Raw genomic sequence first — 16,632 nt, 5'->3', positions numbered from 1 at the left:
GAAACCAATGAAAAAAGAGTTTGTACAAGAGATTACGGGCATGAACGATGATTTTGCACAGTGGTATACAGATGTTGTAACGAAGGCAGAGCTTGTTGACTATTCAAGTGTTAGAGGTTCGATGATTATTCGTCCGTATGGTTATGCCCTTTGGGAAAACATCAAGTCAGAATTAGATAAGAGAATTAAAGAAACTGGGCATGAAAATGTTTATATGCCCCTCTTCATCCCTGAAAGTCTTTTACAAAAAGAAAAAGATCATATCGAGGGATTTGCACCTGAAGTAGCCTGGGTGACTCATGGAGGCGATGAAAAATTAACGGAACGTCTATGTGTACGACCAACTTCAGAAGTGTTATTCGGAGAGCATTTCAAAAATATTATTCACTCCTATCGTGATCTACCTAAATTGTACAATCAATGGGCAAATGTTGTTAGATGGGAGAAGACAACCCGTCCTTTCCTTCGTACATTAGAGTTTCTGTGGCAAGAAGGACATACTTGTCATGAAACAGATGAAGATGCTCATGAAGAAACGGTAAAAATGCTCAAGGTTTATGCTGAAATATGCGAGAAAGTACTTGCCATCCCTGTCATCATGGGACAGAAAACGGAAAAGGAAAAATTTGCCGGTGCTAAATATACTTATACAATCGAGAGCTTAATGCATGATGGAAAAGCATTGCAGTCGGGTACGTCGCACCACTTAGGAGATGGGTTTGCAAAAGCTTTCGGGATCCAATTTTTAGATCGAGAAGGCAAACAACAATATGTGCAACAAACTTCATGGGGATTCACTACTCGGATTATCGGTGCGATGATTATGGTTCATGGGGATGACCGGGGACTAGTAGTTCCACCAATGGTAGCTCCAACACAGTTAATGATTGTGCCGATTGCCCAGCATAAAGAAGGCGTTCTTGATTATGCCTATGACTTAAAGAATCGCCTATCTAAATCAATACGAGTTGGAATAGATGCTAGCGACAAGAAGCCAGGCTGGAAATTCAATGAGTACGAAATGAAAGGGATTCCACTTCGCTTGGAAGTAGGACCTAGAGATATCGAGCAGGGTCAAGTCATCTTAGCAAGACGTGATACAGGTGAAAAGATTACTGTTCCAGTAGAAGGGATAGAAGAAAAAGTTAGAAGTATTCTTTTAGATATTCAAGAAAGTTTGTTACAGAAAGCTAAAGATCATCGGGAAGAAAAAACAAGCATTGCCCAAAATTTACTTGAGTTTAAGGAAACCATCACTCAACATGCTGGTTTTATTAAAGCTATGTGGTGTGGAGATCAAGCTTGTGAAGACCAGATAAAAGAAGAAACTGGTGCTACATCTAGATGTATGCCATTTGAACAAGAAAAGGTTGGCGAGAGCTGCGTTTGTTGTGGTAAAGAAGCAGAACAACTTGTGTATTGGGCAAAGGCTTACTAAGTGAAAATAAACCCGGATAGATCTGCTATCCGGGTTTCATATTTACTCATCAAAATATTTGCTCCTTGAAGGTTGATTCACCATAAAGGTAATAAGGATTCCTATTACGACAATGATAAATGAAGCAATGATTACGCTATAACGTAGTGGAATAATCTCTCCAGTATATCCAATCAGCAAGACAAAAATAATTTGAAATAAACTGATGAACGTCCCAAATACACTTGAGATTCGTCCCATCATTTCAGTTGGAACATTATTTTGGTAAAAAGTCATAAAGCCTGTATTTGAAAAAGAATTAAAAAAGCCTAAGATAATGAAACCTACTGCTACTGACCAGAAGGAAAAGGAGAATGCATAAATCAAGTACCCAACAGCCACCATTAAGAATCCTAAGCTAATTAATTGTTTAATAGACATCTTTTTAGCAAAAATAGATACAGTTGAAGCCCCCACGATCGATCCAATTCCTGTAATACTGATGAGTAGTCCAAAATCTGTTTCTGACAACCCTAGTACTCTTTGAGTAAACACAACTTCTTGTGCATCCATCCCAAGTGAAACAATCATAAAAAATTGCGCTAGGAAAAAGATCTGAACAATATATAAGTTCTTACGGCTAAATTGAATGACGCTTTCCCAGTCTTCACGTAACACCTTTATACTAAGAGGTTTTACGTCCGCTTTTGGAACCTGTTCATCAACGTTCGGTAAAAGCATAAGCAAAAACGCTGAAACAATAAACGATATGGCATTAATCCAAATAGCGATGTCTACTGTTGTAATGAGAAAGAGAACACCCGCTATAGCTGGACCCACTAAAAATGCCCCAGATGTCACTAGACTACGAAAGGAGTTAAATTGTTTACGCTCCTGTTGTGGGACCAATCGAGTAATGTACGTGATCGATGTTGGTTCAAAAAAGGCTTTAGCAACCGAAAGAAAAAATAAACAAACATAAATGAGCCATATGGAAGACAAAAACGGAATAATAGCTACTATTACCGCCCTAACTATATCCGTTATAATCATAAGATTCCGCTTGTTCATCCGGTCTACTAAACTACCCGACCAAAACTTCGTTAAAATGGACGCAATTGGCCCCATAATCCACAAACCTGCTACTGCCGCTGCAGACCCTGTCAGCTTTAATACTAAAATATTTATTGCCACAAGATATACAAAATCTCCTAGAGAAGATATACCAATTCCGAATAGAAGGAGAGATGAATTTCTTTTATTTAAATGATTAGATCCCTTCACCCTTTTATTTACCTCATTTTCTATGTATGATTTCCCTTTTAAATAGGGTTAGAAACTATTAAAGCATCTTGTAAAATCAATAAAGAGAGCTTATGATCATTCATTACATATGGAATTTCCTCTGGCTCCACCCAAATCCGAGAAATTGCTTCATGTTCTCGAAGAAAAGGGAGGCACTCTTCTATATCCATTCTATAAAACATTTGATAGCCGATCAGTGGGTATTTACCAGCTGGATTAAATAGAGGATTTTCCTCATGACTTACCTCTAAAGCTCCTATATACTTAATAGCCCCTTTGACATAACCTTCCTCAATAACTTCCCTATGAAGAGCTTCCTCTGGTGTCTCCCCTTCATCAATATGGCCACCAGGAATGTTAAAGCCTCTTCCTTCTACTTTTACCAATAGAATTTTACCCTGATGGAAACAGTATGCATGAACACTAGTCACCTTTGAAAGCTGTGGTTTCTCTTTAGAGAGCCAAGTAAGCTTAACAGGATATCCTCCCCAGTTTTCGTATATCTGATTCACCATATCCTTATTACCCCTTAATCACACTTTTAATAGTTTAATTGTATAAGATTTTTATTCCTGAAAGAAGTATTACAATGGAAATTACATCCTATTTTTTAATAACCCCCTATTTTATTGTCATGAAAAAGCCTATTATGCTTTATAATGGAAAAATGGACCAATATCTTTAAATATTTTTAGATTAGAGTTTATGACTGATTGTTACCAATTCTTAATTGTATCAAAAGAAACTGTCAAAGAGGTGTTTGTGTTGGGCTTCATAGGTTGGATGATTGTTACGTGTGAGATTTTATTTTGGGTCTTTATTGTACTGGGATTGGTCACACGGTATATTCTTAAAAAGAATACATTAAGTTTAATATTACTATCGCTATCACCACTAGTAGACCTACTTTTATTAATCCTAACCAGTGTTGATTTATATCAAGGGGCTGTTGCTACATATGCACATGCACTTGCAGCCGTTTACATAGGAGTTTCCGTCGCATTTGGTAAAAGTATGGTAAAGTGGGCTGATGAGCGTTTCCAATATTACGTCTTAAAAAATGGAGTAAAACCTTCAAAGCACTATGGAAGGAAGCATGCATCTGAACAATTAAAAGGTTGGGTCAAACACTTAGTTGCTTATCTAATAGGGGTAAGTATGTTGCTTATCATGATTTACCTCATAAATAATCCTTTAAGAACAGAGGCTCTGAACGCAGTTATGAAAATTTGGAGTATGGCACTAACCATTGATTTACTCATTTCGATTAGCTATATAGTATGGCCGAAAAAGGAAAGCTCACCTTCAAAAAAACTTTAATTTAGAAAAAACGGGTCAACAGTAACTGTTGGCCCTTTTAGATATGATTCCTGATTAGCTCGATGATTCTCTCATAGTATGAATTCTCATGAGGTACAAAATCATTCCTTTTAACTAATTTATCAATTTTTATTTTCTCTCCTGCACTATTTAATTCAAACCCCTGAACTTGTACTTCTTCTCTTTTTCCTAACCACAGGTCAGTGAACTGATCAAAGTCTACTTGGACAATTCCTGAAACTTCTTCTCTTTGTACTTCATAGTCTAATAGGGATTTAGAGTTTTTATAAAGAAAAACATTGGCTAGTTCTTTATCAATAAAATTTTCTAGAATTACACAATACTTAATGACATCTAATGAAATGAGGTCCTCCATTGAAACCTCAATGCCCAGTTCCTCTTTTACCTCTCTTATCCCATCAGCGATGCTTTCCTCTGCCATAATATGCCCGGCAGCTGTGATATCTAAAAGACTTGGATAATCCTGCTTTTCAGCACTTCTAATTTGTAAATGTATGAAATCTCTACCATTCTCTCTGCTCATGACCCAGCAATGAAACGTTTCATGCCAATAGCCTTTCAAATGGATTTCATCTCGATTCGCCGTACCTAATAATTGATAATTTTCATCGTAAATATTTATGATTTCCTCAGACAAATGAATTCCTCCTAGATTATAAGGCTTTCTATTTTTTCATTGAGTACCTAACAATTTTATGAGATGTAATTGGATCCAAACCTACTAGTATTTTATACCATTTCAGCTAGAAACGTCTAAAAACTCTCAGCAACTAACTGAGAGTTCTCGTTCTTTAAGGTATTTCAATGTCTATTGATTCCAGCATGACCGGTTTCGGATACTTAAACGTTGTAACGACTAAATCTTCCTTACTAGTCTCAAATTCTTGCATGTATAAATTATCTTTAACTCTTTGTGCATAAGGCTTTTCAGTTGATACTAACTTCTTTCCACTGCTAGTTTCTAGATCGATTCCATTATGCTTTAAGTGCCCGTCATAAGGGAAATCACTTTCTACTTCAAAGTAAACATACATTTTATCTTTATTTACCTCAATATCTTTTATGATAATTTTCCCTACTTCCCCTTGTTCCAAGGTAATAGGAAGCTTCTTTCTTTCTAACGGCGCTGTTACCTTATCAGGAATCTGCTCCACAATTTTAGGGAAATAGTATGGAATAATGGTTACTTTATTTGAACCTGATTGGACTGGGGCATATAGATTATTTCTCGTGAAAATGCCATCTTCCCCATGACCACTTGATTGAAGAAGGGTTAATGACTGACCGTCTTCATCTAAGAGGCTAAAATCAAGTTCAAAAAGAGGATCATCAGACGCCATATCAATCTTAACATCCGTACCAGCAGGACCCATCTTCAAAGATTTAATTGTTACTAGGGTGCCATCTACTTCCTTGGTGATCATTGGTTGAATGGTTTTAACCTCATTAGGCATTTTAATAGGCAATTCAAACGTCCAATTTCCACCAATCAATCCGACCGAATCAAAAGAGATATCCATCTTAAACTCTTCTGGAAGCTCTTCTGTAGGTGAGATATTCATATAACCTTTAAGAGTTGATGGATTTTCGTAATGACTTGTAACCCCCATACTAAAGTTAATTTCTTTCCCATCAATTTTTATGGTTGGTCGCTCAATGTGGCTCACTGCAAGTAGAGCCTTATGAGAAAAGCTAATGACTAGACGCGTACCATCATAAACAACCTCTTCAATTCCTAGTGTGATACCGTTATCCTTTTGATACTGATTGACTTCTAGTGCTAACTCTTTATCAATAGCCGCTCTTATTCCTTCATCCCCGTACTGTTTAAATATGGAACCAACAATTGGGATTTGAGAAGCGACTTTTGCCATCGTTGGTGATACAAATGCTGATCCTGTAAATAATCCAAGTGCCACCACAGCCGCACTTACAGAGTAAAGAATCGGTTTTCTTTTTGACGGTTTCATTTTATGCTTATGGTTTTGAACAGTCTCTTGAATAATAGAATCCAACTTTGCTACCGGAACTTGTATCTGATCCATTTCCTTTTGAAACTCTGGAAATTCATTATTCATTTACACAGCCCTCCTTTATCTTTTCACGCAAAAGGATGATCCCTCTATGAATATTCGTTTTAACCGTCCCCTCAGGGCAATCTAACAATTCAGCTATTTGCTTTATAGAGTAGTCTTTATAGAATCTTAACAACAGTACAGATTTATATTTTTCTTCGAGTCCCTTGATAGAAGCTAAAAGGTCTATCTGTTCAACTACCGCTGTTTGAAAAGGTTGTATATTACGATCCAAAACTTCCTTTTCCATTGGAACAATCTTTTTTTGTTTCCTTAAAAATTCAATAGCAGTGTTTATTAAAATCTTCGTAACCCATGTTGAAAAATATTTTTCTTCTTTCAAACTTTTAATGGATACTAATGTTTTATAAACAGTTTCTTGAAATACCTCTAATGCATCATGTTCATTTTTCATATAAATATAAGCCATTTTATAAAGCTTTACTTTCTCTTGTTCTATGAGCTCTTGAAAGGCCTGAGCGTTTCCCTTCTTGGCCAATTTTACTTTTTTGACGTCAACCAAATTGTCTCCTCCTTTCTATAACTGTTAGAGTCATGTGCTATGTAAAACGTTTCAAAAACCTTTAACTTTTTGTCGTCTTGATGTTTGCTTGCTTAAATTTCCCACAACATAATAAAAGCATATACCAAAGTTAGGAATATGCTTAATAGATTTTTAAATTGTCATGAAACCCACTCAACCAACAAATCATCGAAATAGATAAATAAAAGAATATCAAAAACGAAGATAGTAATTGCGAATTTTTCATTAAAATGAAGGACAGTATAAGTGCAACAAAAGCTAAAAACCCAGAGAATACCCCTGGGCATTGGATTATACAATATCTAATTGTGTCTGTTTAAAGCCTGCTAAGAACTTAATGGAAATTTCGTTGAATTTCTCAGGTTGGTCCACGTTGCAGACATGGCCACTGTCTTCAATCACCGTTAACTTCGAATAATCACATCTTTTTACTATCTCTTCCACGGGGTAAAGAAACATATAATCTTCTTTTCCCATTACGTAAAGAGTCGGTATTTTAATTTTATTTTCTTCAAAGTGGACAAGAAGCGGTGCTACATCTCGTGTTAACTTAAACCACTTAATAAATTCTTTTTGACATAACTTTTTAGCTTGGTTAACAAAGAGTAAACGAGATTCTTCATGTCGCTTCTTAGGCATTAAACACCATGCGAATAATTTGTATAACCACATATACGGAATAATTTTTTTGCCGATATTCCCTAGCGTCATTAACGTCTTAACCCTTGTATTTAGACGAATGACTGCACCACCGAGCACCATGGATTTTATTCTATTTGGATCAATTTCTGCAATATTTCTGATCAAGATGGTTCCTAAAGACACCCCTATAAAATGAGCAGATTGAATTTTTAAATAATCCAACACTTCAATAATATCTATACTCACTTCATTAAAAGAATAATTTTTCTTTAATAATCTTTGATCTTTAGATTTTCCATGTCCTCTTAAATCAATAAGTAGAACATTAAAATGTTTCTTAAATTCCCTTATTTGTTTGTACCATATCGAAGAACTTCCTCCAGCCCCATGGATGAAAACAGCCCATTCATGAGCAGGACTTAGTTCATAGGTTTTGTAATAAAGCATGGTTTACCTCCTGGATAAAAATCAGCTTTATGAAGATTTTATTTTTATGAAAATGCTTTCTTCTATATAATAAAAATTGGCCTTACCACCGAGGTAAAAGCCAAAATAAAAAGACACTTACCAATGTTTCATTGATAAAGGTCTCGCTAACAAAACGAATTGCCAACAAAGCCGAGAGCTGCACTCCGTATTGACGACTTTGCTGTAAAAGCTACTCCCCTTCAGGAGAATATAAACTTATAAGGATATTGTACCAAATAAATAACTACTAGTCTATCATCCAATTACTAGTTTAAAAGTTTCCAAAACATTATTTTTAAAATAATTTATAGTTTCTTGCCCCTCTTATGTACTATCAACACAAATAAAGCGATAACAGCAAATAGCATCGTATTGACCATCTGATTATTAACGAAGTAAAAGCTTATCGGAAGGATTCCAATGGCTGATAGACCTGCCAACGTAAAATTTCTTTTCCAAACATATAAAATTCCAAAAACGAGTATCAAAGGCACTAAAAGTAGAGGATTTAACAAAGTAATTCCACCTAGAAAAGTGGCAATCCCTTTTCCACCTTTCCACCGAAGAAATATCGGGAATACATGACCGGTGATAACAAACAACAAACCTACCAATTGCATCGTCTCTGAAAAAGAAAAATAACGAGCAATGACAATAATAATTGCACCCTTGATAAAGTCACCCAAGAAAGTAAGTACTGCAGCTCTCTTCCCATATACCCGACCTGCATTTTTGGCCCCTACGTTCCCGCTTCCTTTTTCGCGGATATCTTCATGATATAAGAACCGTATGACGATATACCCGGTCATAAAGGTTCCAATCAGATACGATATTAATAAATAAAAGATGACGTTCATCATATCCATCCCCAATTTAATTTAACTGTTTACTTTTATCTTATTCCATTATCTTAACATTCACTATTAATTGTTGTTAAAAAAAAGAGGGATAAAAGGAAATATTTTATCAACAAGAAAAATAAGAGAAGCCCTCTATAGAGACCTTCTCTTCAACTTACCTACGGAGTCTATACAAATTATCCTGTTAACAGGTCTTCATTTGGATATTTGAATTTCGCCTTTTCTGGCCTGGACAGTGAGAAGGCCAGAGTTAAAGGACCAAGTTTACCCAAAAACATAATAAAAATGATTACCATTTTTCCAAGTGGAGTTAAGCTTGCCGTAATCCCCATAGATAGACCGACTGTCCCAAATGCCGATATGACCTCAAATAATATCTTGAGGAATGGTTGCTCAGTCTCCGTAATACATAAAATAAATAGAGCTCCAAAGATAAACAAGACAGATATCATAGAGATGGCTAGTGCTCTAAAAATAAACGTATCACTAATTGTTCTTCTGTATATAGATATTTCCTTTTTACCTCGAATAAAAGTGACCACTGCTAGCAAAATAATGATAAAGGTCGTTAATTTTATCCCACCACCAGTTGATGCACTACCCGCTCCAATAAACATAAGTAACAACATAAAAACCACCGTGGACCTTTCTAAGCTACCAATATCAACCGTGTTAAACCCGGCTGTCCTTGGTGATACCGCTTGAAAATACGATGCCCAAAATTTATCGATTGTTGATAACCCCCCTATCGTATTAGGGTTATTGTATTCTAATAAAAAGATTGTAAATAGAGCTATAATATTCAGAGCAAAGGTACCAAAAATCATTAGTTTTGAGTGTAGTGCAAGTCTTCGATATTCTTTTGTCGATTTTAAGTCTGCTAGTACCGTAAACCCTAAACCACCGATAATAAATAAAGAAGTAATGACTATATTAACGATAGGATCTCCTACATAGCGACTTAAACTATCAGGCCATATTGAGAAACCAGCATTGTTAAAGGCTGATACAGAATGAAACAAGCTATAGTAGGAACCCTTAATCCATCCGTATTCTGGAATCCAGCGAACACTGAGCAAAAGGAAGGCGATAAATTCTATAATAAAGGAAAAGACAAACAAGTTTTTGACCAACTTAATCACGCCGCCTACGGATGTTTGATTCAAAGCTTGTTGTAATACTAATCGCTCCTTAAATCCAATCTTCTTCCCCAGCATCATATAAATGAGAACCGCAAATGACATGATACCTAGCCCGCCTATTTGGATTAACATCAGTATGATGACTTCACCAAATAGGGTAAAGGAAGTTCCTGTGTCTACGACAGCTAACCCAGTAACGGTCATGGCAGATGTCGTTGTGAAAAGGGAATCTAGCCAAGTAATACTTTCTGTAGTTGAGATTGGCAATCTCAGCAATACTGTTCCTAACATAATAAAAAATAGAAACACCAGTATCAGTAGCTGAGGAGGGCTGATGTTCACCATTTTGTGCACCTTTATACACCCACTTCCTCAAACCGATGAAGGTCTTTATTGTGGCCAATCACAATTAGAATATCTCCTTCATAAACCATATCAGTAGCAGTCGGTGAAACAATGATGTCACTTCCCCTTTGGATTCCGATAATATTACAGCCAAAGTTTGCCCTAATATCTAATTCAATGATAGTTTTTTGATGTAGCTTTTTAGTAGCAGCAATTTCTACAATACTATGGTTCTTTGATAACTCAATATAATCAATTAGTTTTTCTGAAACAACATGATGTGCAATTCTTTTCGCCATATCTCTTTCTGGATGAATGACTTTATCTGCTCCGATTTTATCAAGAACTCGTTGGTGGTACTCATTAGAAGCCTTAACCCATACTTGCTTAACTCCTAATTCTTTTAATAATAATGTTGTAAGAATACTCGCTTCTATATCTTCACCAAATGAAACAATGACATGGTCCATATTTTTTATTCCAAGTTGTTTAAGGACACTCTCATTAATAGCATTGGCTTGAACGGCATGGGTTGCATAGTGTGCATACTTATCGACTTTATCCTGATCACGATCAATAGCTAATACGTCTATCCCCATTTCAGATAACTCTTCTACCATACTTCCTCCAAAACGTCCTAAACCAATTACCGCAAACTGTTTCTTCATAATAATCCTTCTTTCCAAATATAAGTTAAGCCAAATGAACATGAAAAAGACCAATGTATAACTTCTTCCCCAGCTTTGAACACAAGTTCAGCACTAAATACAGCTATCAATAGAAAACAGATAGCCAGAATTGCTGAATCTTGAACATTCAACTCATTGGAGAAAAAGCATACATTGGTCTACTTAACGCCCAGCAAGCAACGATGTTGCCTCCTTTGCATTCTGTCTCCCATGTTACTTTTTCAAATATAGGCAAAATAAAAAGACCTACTATAAACAGTCAAGCTGCCTCTTTGCCACATTTTTAGCAACAAAAAAAGCCCCCTGAATAAGGTGGTCTTTATGACCTCCTTCGCTTTAGCCTACGAAGTTAGCTGACGGGTAGGATGGCGAAAGAGTTACTCTCATCCCTTCTACTAATGTAGAATTAACCCCAAAATAATGGGTCCTCCGCTCTCAGTTCGAGATTAGGCCGAACTATTTAATTTGCTGTTTACGAGGATTATTGTAATATCATCTTCTCCCTTTGTAAAACACTAATTAAATCCAAAATTACTCGTTTTTCTTTAATTTTTGCTTAAAAGAGGTTCTTTTCTTAAATTCTCTAATGTTATCTAAATATCTCGCAAATTTAATAAAGTTTACATTGACAATGAAATTGACCGAAAGTAATATAATGCAAGGAGCTGAGTGAAAGAAGCAGAGAATTATTTATGGCTAGGAGCGGAAAGCTAATAACTATTCTTAATTTTATACCCAGCTGATTCAATCTAGGAGGCTACTAAATGGCGTCGCCAAAGAAGAAATTAGAAGCAGATTTAAGTGAGGCTTTTATAAAATTACAAAGAGATCTTATTGGACGAGGACCTCAAGAGACAAAAACATATATAGTTCAAGATATGGTTATAGCAAGGTTTAAAGGCGTATTGACTGTTGAAGAAAAACACTTAGTAGAACATGATACGGGCAGAAAGTTAGTCAAACAAATGAGACAAGTTCTTCGTGAAATGTATAGTAAAAATTTTGAAGAAATTGTTGAAAAGCATACTAAATGCAAAGTACTTTCCAGCCATAGTGATATTAGTACTAAAATGGGCGAAAGAATTGAAGTATTTGTAGTAGATAAAGACTTAGAAAAGTGTTTAGAGCAGGGAAAAGAACTTTAGAAATAACAAACAAGCACAAGCCGAATTATTGGATTGTGCTTTCTGATTTTCACATTTTTTGATTCATATGATTTATAAACTTCCCCATCGCTTCTGATGATTTCTTTAATGCCTCATCTAATATACTTAAATCTTTTTCTTCAAATCTAGAAAATATATTCCTTACTCGCTCATGACCCTTATCCGTTAAGACCACCTTTACAATTCTCCGATCTTCCTTCGAACGCTCTCGAGTCACTAACCCTTGTTCTTCAAGCTTATCACTCATAGCGGTTGCACCGCCAGCTGTCATCCCAAAGAAATCTGATATTTCCGTAATCTTCATTCCTTCAGATAATTTGAGTTGAAGAAGTAGGAACAGTAGAATCTGTGTTAAATCCTTATTTTGTTCACCAATAATTTCACCAAAACGTCTATTTTGACTTTGGACACCAAGTATCCCTGCCATCACACTATTTTCAAGATTATCTTTACCCAATACGATCATCCTTTGATTAAATATTAATATTTATATATTTTAACACAAAAAATATATAGTGACTCAAATATCCCTAAGTTACAATATCAAGATAAAATATGTTTAATATGAATTAGTTTAACACTGTATTTATACGTCTATTTAGGTTCCATTCACTATATATCTAATAGTAATCTTTCTTAGGAGGTTTTTCATGATAAAGAGATTTGTGCTTACTTTCCTTATTGTCTACCTTCTAACTTCCATACCGACTATTTTAGGATTCGGATATGTCATTGATTGGGCAGTTGAAGCAACTGTATTTCAAAAAGTAAAAGTGTATATCGTAAACGGCCTTGTTGAAAATTTCCCAGTTAAAATAATTATTGCTGCTATAGTGGGATTTGGAGTTATTCTGAGATCAAAATCAAAGGGGCTAACTAACTTACGGTGATATAAAAGAAAAGACCGAAGTCGCAAACCAGGAATTCCTGATTCACAAATGTTAAATGAGAATAAAGTTTGATGAAATTGGTTATTGGCTAAACCCCTTGATACATCTGACTTCACTGGCATTTTCCCAATTATTCTTTGAGAATAAAGTTTGCTTAAAGATTTGCTCACTTTCAGCCAAAAATGAGCACAGAAAATTAATATGATGAGAATAAAGTTTGCTTAGTGATATAGGGGCGAACTCCAAATGAATTAAGTGGTCAAAACTAAAAAAGGCACCTTACGGTGCCTCCTGTACCATAACCGATTCATATCTTCGGTTGGATTATCTATGTAATTGTATTGTCTATATCTGCTAGAGTTGCCGTTAATGGTGGAATAATGGTGTATTTGCGCTTTGGTTAAGAGAGGTAAGCCATTTATTGGGTAGAGTATATGCCGAGTATGGAGGAGTCTTTCAATATGCGGGGGATGGGGTGCACCGATTTATACGATGGATAGGTGCTAGTATAAGTATTTCAGTAATGATATTCACACTTTGCCAATAAAGGGGGTATCGAAGATACCTTTCCTACTAGATAGTCTAATCAATCGGTCTTATTCATAGTACCTTACGTTCTCGCCTGTACTACCGTCATTCCCATACTTACCATGTGACCGATACCTAATTATTTATTTTTATTTTTATTTATTTCTTTATGGGCGAGTGCTAAAGTCTGAAGCCAATCATACGTTTCGGGACGTGGGCTTCCCTTGAAAGATGAGCACTCTACTATTCCTTACGGTTTCCCCTATACCACCGTCATTCCCATGCTTACCTCGTTACCTATACTTATTTATATAATTTTTTACGGGCGTGAACCTTGCTTGGGGCTTGTTACACGCTATCGGACGTGGGCTTCCCTTGAAAGATGAAGCACACTACTATACCTTACGGTTTCACCTGTACCTCCGCCATTCCCCATACTTACCAATTGACCTATGCCTAATTATTTATATATTTATTTATTTTTTTATGGGCGAGCGCTACTATCTGAGGTCTATTATACATTGCTGGACGTGCGCTTTTCCTTTATTCGATTCGTTCCAGTGCTCCCTAATACAGATAGATAAGGGAGCGTCCCCTATGCTATATTAATGAAGGAATTACACAACCCCGTAAGGGAAAACTTGATCCCCACAAAAGCCTGTGTTAGCACACAAAAAACATAAAAAAGCCCCGTGAATATACCCATACTCCGGATACACCCACGAGACTTCGTGCAAACTTTTTTCTTTTTAAGCAGACTATTTTCTCATCCCGTAAACTTTATTCTGATTCAACATATTTATATGTGCACAATTTGTAGAAAAAAGAAGCGCCAGACAATCACTTAATTGATTAAGCATAATAATCCCCATTCTATTGAAACCAATATAGAAAAAGAAAAGAGCACTGATTAACTTGGGGCAACCATTTTTTATTTTTTTCGTAGACAAACTTGGCGAACTGTCCTTATATAACATTCTCTATTGGAATTTATTAGAGGAATTTTCGGATACTTTTGTATAAGAAACTGTAGTTCTTTGGTAAAATCTTATTCGGAGGTGCTTAAATTTGATATTTGATATGAATGATTATGACAGCACATTAAAATCACTATTAGAGTTTTTAAACTTAAATGAGGAAGATATAGAAAATATTTTAGATTTTGTTTACCTTGAAAGTAGTGATGTAGAGGATTTTTTAGAATCATTCGAGATTGAAGATAAACACTTGTTAGAAAAGGATATTGAACTTGTAAGTCTGCATAGCACTACCAGTTTAGATAACTGTAAATCTATTAAAAAGTTAGGAATCATTAATTTACAGGATGCAGTATCACTGGAAACACCAATAAAGGATTATTTAAGTAAAAAAGAAATCCATATTAATATTAGAGAGAAATACATTTTATACCAAGGTAACAAACTTGATATTAGTGGGAAAACTGATGGTTTTTCTTTGACCGATGCAGAAGAGTATAGAAACCGTATAATACATAAATTTTATGGAGATTTCCAAGTCAATGGATTTCTATGCCACTCAAACGTAGTTTCATATGGTGGGTATACTAGGGATAGACCTGAAATACTTTTTGATTTAGCCCAATTTTTAAAAGATCCTACAATTGAGAGTGATTGGGTTAAACATAAGAACAAAGAACATTTTATTATAAAATTTAAGCAACCCCTTAATTATTATAAATATTGGACATTTGTGGTTGAGTATGAGGATAGTTATTACGGCATTACGAAAGACAATCTAGAATATTTACCAAATGAAGTAATTGAAGTAAAAGTAAAAAGATGGTTGATTCAAAAATCGCTCTATATTTTGAGAAATGGAGTATATGAACTATTTTCTTATGTACATCCCAAAGTAAGAATAGAGCCAAAAGACATCATTGAAATTATGTCAGAACAAAAATACATTGATAAGTATAAAATCGAGGATGATTATTAAAATACAGTCCAAAAAAGAACACTTGGGAAATTAAGTGTTTTTTTGTTTTTTTAATGCTTTTCCTTCATTTTGCATCATCTCAATTCGACTTGTTTTACTCTCTAAACCTATTGCAACATTAGGCATTAGTGAGAAATGTTAGTCCACATATGCCCCCCCTTTAAATGGTTGTGCTGTTTCAAACACAACAAAAAAGGCAAGGAGTTTATCTCCCAACCTCTTCTATAAAATGTGGAAATCTTGGTATGATTCCACGGCATTTAATATTGACGAAGTCAGAATTTACCCTCTGAACTACTTTGCTATCAGTTGCATTATGGCGTACCACAATATAAAGTTAGAATCCTCATCAAAAACTTCTGCTAGTACATAAACTAATGAGCCCTGATTATGCCAAACATCTATCCCTGCAATATTCACACCAAAACTTGCAGTTATTTCTCCAATATGGAATTTGTTTTCCTCATTGCTTATCACTAAAATCCCCCCTTTAATTGTCAAACAATATTTCTTATAAGTGTCTGCAAGACTCTAGCCATATGGCTGCTTTCAATTTCAAATGATTCTAATCTGAAATTTTATAGCCCTTATTTCTTAAAATTTCAATGAGGCCATAAGCCATTTCGACATGATGTTCATGACCATCTCCGTGCAACTCAAAGTCAAAGTCGTCCTCTTTACCTTCAAAGTAGTCATATTGGTTAATCCATTCTACATTCCTTATAAATTTCTTAAGATAGTTCTTGCTTATTTCACAATTAGTATCACATACTTTTCTTATACTAATTTCACCTTGTCCCCAGTAAATTGACTCATCTGACAGCATGAAGAGTTGATTATCAAATTCAAAAAAGTAGTTGAAAATATCCCCCGTTTCCTTACGATAGATGATCTCCTCATTTTTGAAATCGTTCTTTTCCCAAAGAGAATAAATGTACCACCCCATTACTTTAAATTCCTCATCAGTAAGCACATCATTGCTATCAGGAAACATCTCTCTTAATTCTTTCGTTTCATCCAATGTGAACATCCAATTCTCCCCCTGTCATTTCTTTATCTTCACGATTATTAATGGTTTTCAAAAAAACGAATTTGTTTAACAATTATGCTTCAATGTTTGCTAGATAATATGGGTGTTCTGACATTTCAAGCAAAAATCTATCAAATTATGAACGATGATACTCAATTCCTTTTCTAAGTCTAGTAATCTTTCATGCCTTGAATTATCCACTCCCTGCCACATTTAAATATAATGAAGGTTCTG

Annotated in this window: 17 protein-coding genes and 1 riboswitch; of the genes, 5 read left to right on the top strand and 12 right to left on the bottom strand. The window is 35.2% G+C overall.

Translation table 11 applies throughout. The features are described 5' to 3' along the window. The first annotated feature begins 7 nt into the window (after window positions 1-7). The gene (proS, locus tag ACFYKX_RS20215; RefSeq protein WP_389363044.1) at window positions 8-1,438 is read left to right on the top strand and encodes a proline--tRNA ligase; all 1,431 of its coding nucleotides are present in this window, start codon (window positions 8-10) and stop codon (window positions 1,436-1,438) included. Window positions 1,439-1,480: 42 nt separating this feature from the next. Here proS and ACFYKX_RS20210 read toward each other — a convergent pair whose 3' ends face one another. Together ACFYKX_RS20210 and ACFYKX_RS20205 are read right to left on the bottom strand one after the other, a co-directional pair. Beyond that, window positions 1,481-2,701: an MFS transporter gene (locus tag ACFYKX_RS20210; RefSeq protein WP_389363042.1), complete on the bottom strand. Its 1,221-nt coding sequence runs from the start codon at window positions 2,699-2,701 to the stop codon at window positions 1,481-1,483. 38 nt (window positions 2,702-2,739) lie between these two features. After that, the gene (locus ACFYKX_RS20205; RefSeq protein ID WP_389363040.1) at window positions 2,740-3,237 is read right to left on the bottom strand and encodes an NUDIX domain-containing protein; all 498 of its coding nucleotides are present in this window, start codon (window positions 3,235-3,237) and stop codon (window positions 2,740-2,742) included. Between the two features lie 250 nt (window positions 3,238-3,487). Here ACFYKX_RS20205 and ACFYKX_RS20200 point away from each other — a divergent pair, with 250 nt between their 5' ends. Next, on the top strand, window positions 3,488-4,042 hold the full coding sequence (locus ACFYKX_RS20200) for a hypothetical protein (RefSeq protein ID WP_389363038.1): 555 nt from the start codon (window positions 3,488-3,490) through the stop codon (window positions 4,040-4,042). A 37-nt stretch (window positions 4,043-4,079) separates the two neighbouring features. Here the strand turns inward: ACFYKX_RS20200 and ACFYKX_RS20195 are convergent, their stop codons facing one another. From ACFYKX_RS20195 to ACFYKX_RS20165, 7 genes are all read right to left on the bottom strand, one after another. Beyond that, window positions 4,080-4,700, bottom strand: coding sequence for an NUDIX hydrolase (locus tag ACFYKX_RS20195; RefSeq protein WP_389363036.1), 621 nt, complete (start codon window positions 4,698-4,700; stop codon window positions 4,080-4,082). 154 nt (window positions 4,701-4,854) lie between these two features. Further along, window positions 4,855-6,141 carry a DUF4179 domain-containing protein gene (locus ACFYKX_RS20190; RefSeq protein WP_389363034.1) on the bottom strand — a complete coding sequence of 429 codons (1,287 nt, stop codon included), beginning with the start codon at window positions 6,139-6,141 and terminating at the stop codon, window positions 4,855-4,857. After that, window positions 6,134-6,661, bottom strand: a complete 528-nt coding sequence (locus ACFYKX_RS20185) for a sigma-70 family RNA polymerase sigma factor (protein WP_389363032.1) — start codon at window positions 6,659-6,661, stop codon at window positions 6,134-6,136. Before ACFYKX_RS20185 ends, ACFYKX_RS20190 begins: the two co-directional genes overlap by 8 nt. A 312-nt stretch (window positions 6,662-6,973) precedes the next feature. Continuing rightward, a complete protein-coding gene (locus ACFYKX_RS20180; protein WP_389363030.1) occupies window positions 6,974-7,771 on the bottom strand; it encodes an alpha/beta fold hydrolase in 798 nt (265 codons plus the stop codon). Between the two features lie 326 nt (window positions 7,772-8,097). Beyond that, a complete protein-coding gene (locus ACFYKX_RS20175; RefSeq protein WP_389363028.1) occupies window positions 8,098-8,652 on the bottom strand; it encodes a glycerol-3-phosphate acyltransferase in 555 nt (184 codons plus the stop codon). A gap of 176 nt (window positions 8,653-8,828) precedes the next feature. After that, window positions 8,829-10,139 (bottom strand): TrkH family potassium uptake protein, encoded by a 1,311-nt coding sequence (locus ACFYKX_RS20170; protein WP_389363026.1) that lies wholly within the window; start codon window positions 10,137-10,139, stop codon window positions 8,829-8,831. A gap of 11 nt (window positions 10,140-10,150) precedes the next feature. Beyond that, the gene (locus ACFYKX_RS20165) at window positions 10,151-10,807 is read right to left on the bottom strand and encodes a potassium channel family protein (RefSeq protein WP_389363024.1); all 657 of its coding nucleotides are present in this window, start codon (window positions 10,805-10,807) and stop codon (window positions 10,151-10,153) included. A 344-nt stretch (window positions 10,808-11,151) separates the two neighbouring features. After that, a riboswitch (cyclic di-AMP (ydaO/yuaA leader) is annotated at window positions 11,152-11,291 on the bottom strand. 301 nt (window positions 11,292-11,592) lie between these two features. On the opposite strand from ACFYKX_RS20165, the gene ACFYKX_RS20160 reads away from it, so the two are divergent. After that, on the top strand, window positions 11,593-11,973 hold the full coding sequence (locus ACFYKX_RS20160) for a DUF2294 domain-containing protein (RefSeq protein ID WP_389363022.1): 381 nt from the start codon (window positions 11,593-11,595) through the stop codon (window positions 11,971-11,973). Between the two features lie 49 nt (window positions 11,974-12,022). Here the strand turns inward: ACFYKX_RS20160 and ACFYKX_RS20155 are convergent, their stop codons facing one another. Beyond that, the gene (locus tag ACFYKX_RS20155; protein ID WP_389363021.1) at window positions 12,023-12,451 is read right to left on the bottom strand and encodes a MarR family winged helix-turn-helix transcriptional regulator; all 429 of its coding nucleotides are present in this window, start codon (window positions 12,449-12,451) and stop codon (window positions 12,023-12,025) included. Between the two features lie 193 nt (window positions 12,452-12,644). Between ACFYKX_RS20155 and ACFYKX_RS20150 the strand changes: the two genes are divergently transcribed. Together ACFYKX_RS20150 and ACFYKX_RS20145 are read left to right on the top strand one after the other, a co-directional pair. Continuing rightward, on the top strand, window positions 12,645-12,884 hold the full coding sequence (locus ACFYKX_RS20150; protein ID WP_389363019.1) for a hypothetical protein: 240 nt from the start codon (window positions 12,645-12,647) through the stop codon (window positions 12,882-12,884). 1,596 nt (window positions 12,885-14,480) lie between these two features. Continuing rightward, entirely contained in the window at window positions 14,481-15,368 is an 888-nt protein-coding gene (locus ACFYKX_RS20145) for a hypothetical protein (RefSeq protein ID WP_389363017.1), read from the top strand. A gap of 294 nt (window positions 15,369-15,662) precedes the next feature. Here ACFYKX_RS20145 and ACFYKX_RS20140 read toward each other — a convergent pair whose 3' ends face one another. Further along, window positions 15,663-15,845, bottom strand: a complete 183-nt coding sequence (locus ACFYKX_RS20140; protein WP_389363015.1) for a hypothetical protein — start codon at window positions 15,843-15,845, stop codon at window positions 15,663-15,665. Window positions 15,846-15,933: 88 nt separating this feature from the next. Continuing rightward, on the bottom strand, window positions 15,934-16,398 hold the full coding sequence (locus tag ACFYKX_RS20135; protein WP_389363013.1) for a hypothetical protein: 465 nt from the start codon (window positions 16,396-16,398) through the stop codon (window positions 15,934-15,936). Window positions 16,399-16,632 lie beyond the last annotated feature (234 nt).

The sequence above is a fragment of the Cytobacillus spartinae genome (assembly GCF_042865285.1).
GTDB classification, from domain to species: Bacteria; Bacillota; Bacilli; order Bacillales; family Cytobacillaceae; genus Robertmurraya_A; species Robertmurraya_A spartinae.
This window is presented reverse-complemented; position numbering and strand designations above follow the sequence as displayed.

What these genes read in the sequence shown, in the direction of transcription:
- ACFYKX_RS20165 (WP_389363024.1), bottom strand. Translation starts at nt 10,807, where the DNA reads ATGAAGAAACAGTTTGCGGTAATTGGTTTAGGACGTTTTGGAGGAAGT.
- ACFYKX_RS20160 (WP_389363022.1), top strand. Translation starts at nt 11,593, where the DNA reads ATGGCGTCGCCAAAGAAGAAATTAGAAGCAGATTTAAGTGAGGCTTTT.
- ACFYKX_RS20170 (WP_389363026.1), bottom strand. Translation starts at nt 10,139, where the DNA reads ATGGTGAACATCAGCCCTCCTCAGCTACTGATACTGGTGTTTCTATTT.
- ACFYKX_RS20190 (WP_389363034.1), bottom strand. Translation starts at nt 6,141, where the DNA reads ATGAATAATGAATTTCCAGAGTTTCAAAAGGAAATGGATCAGATACAA.
- ACFYKX_RS20180 (WP_389363030.1), bottom strand. Translation starts at nt 7,771, where the DNA reads ATGCTTTATTACAAAACCTATGAACTAAGTCCTGCTCATGAATGGGCT.
- ACFYKX_RS20150 (WP_389363019.1), top strand. Translation starts at nt 12,645, where the DNA reads ATGATAAAGAGATTTGTGCTTACTTTCCTTATTGTCTACCTTCTAACT.
- ACFYKX_RS20205 (WP_389363040.1), bottom strand. Translation starts at nt 3,237, where the DNA reads ATGGTGAATCAGATATACGAAAACTGGGGAGGATATCCTGTTAAGCTT.
- proS (WP_389363044.1), top strand. Translation starts at nt 8, where the DNA reads ATGAAAAAAGAGTTTGTACAAGAGATTACGGGCATGAACGATGATTTT.
- ACFYKX_RS20135 (WP_389363013.1), bottom strand. Translation starts at nt 16,398, where the DNA reads ATGTTCACATTGGATGAAACGAAAGAATTAAGAGAGATGTTTCCTGAT.
- ACFYKX_RS20175 (WP_389363028.1), bottom strand. Translation starts at nt 8,652, where the DNA reads ATGATGAACGTCATCTTTTATTTATTAATATCGTATCTGATTGGAACC.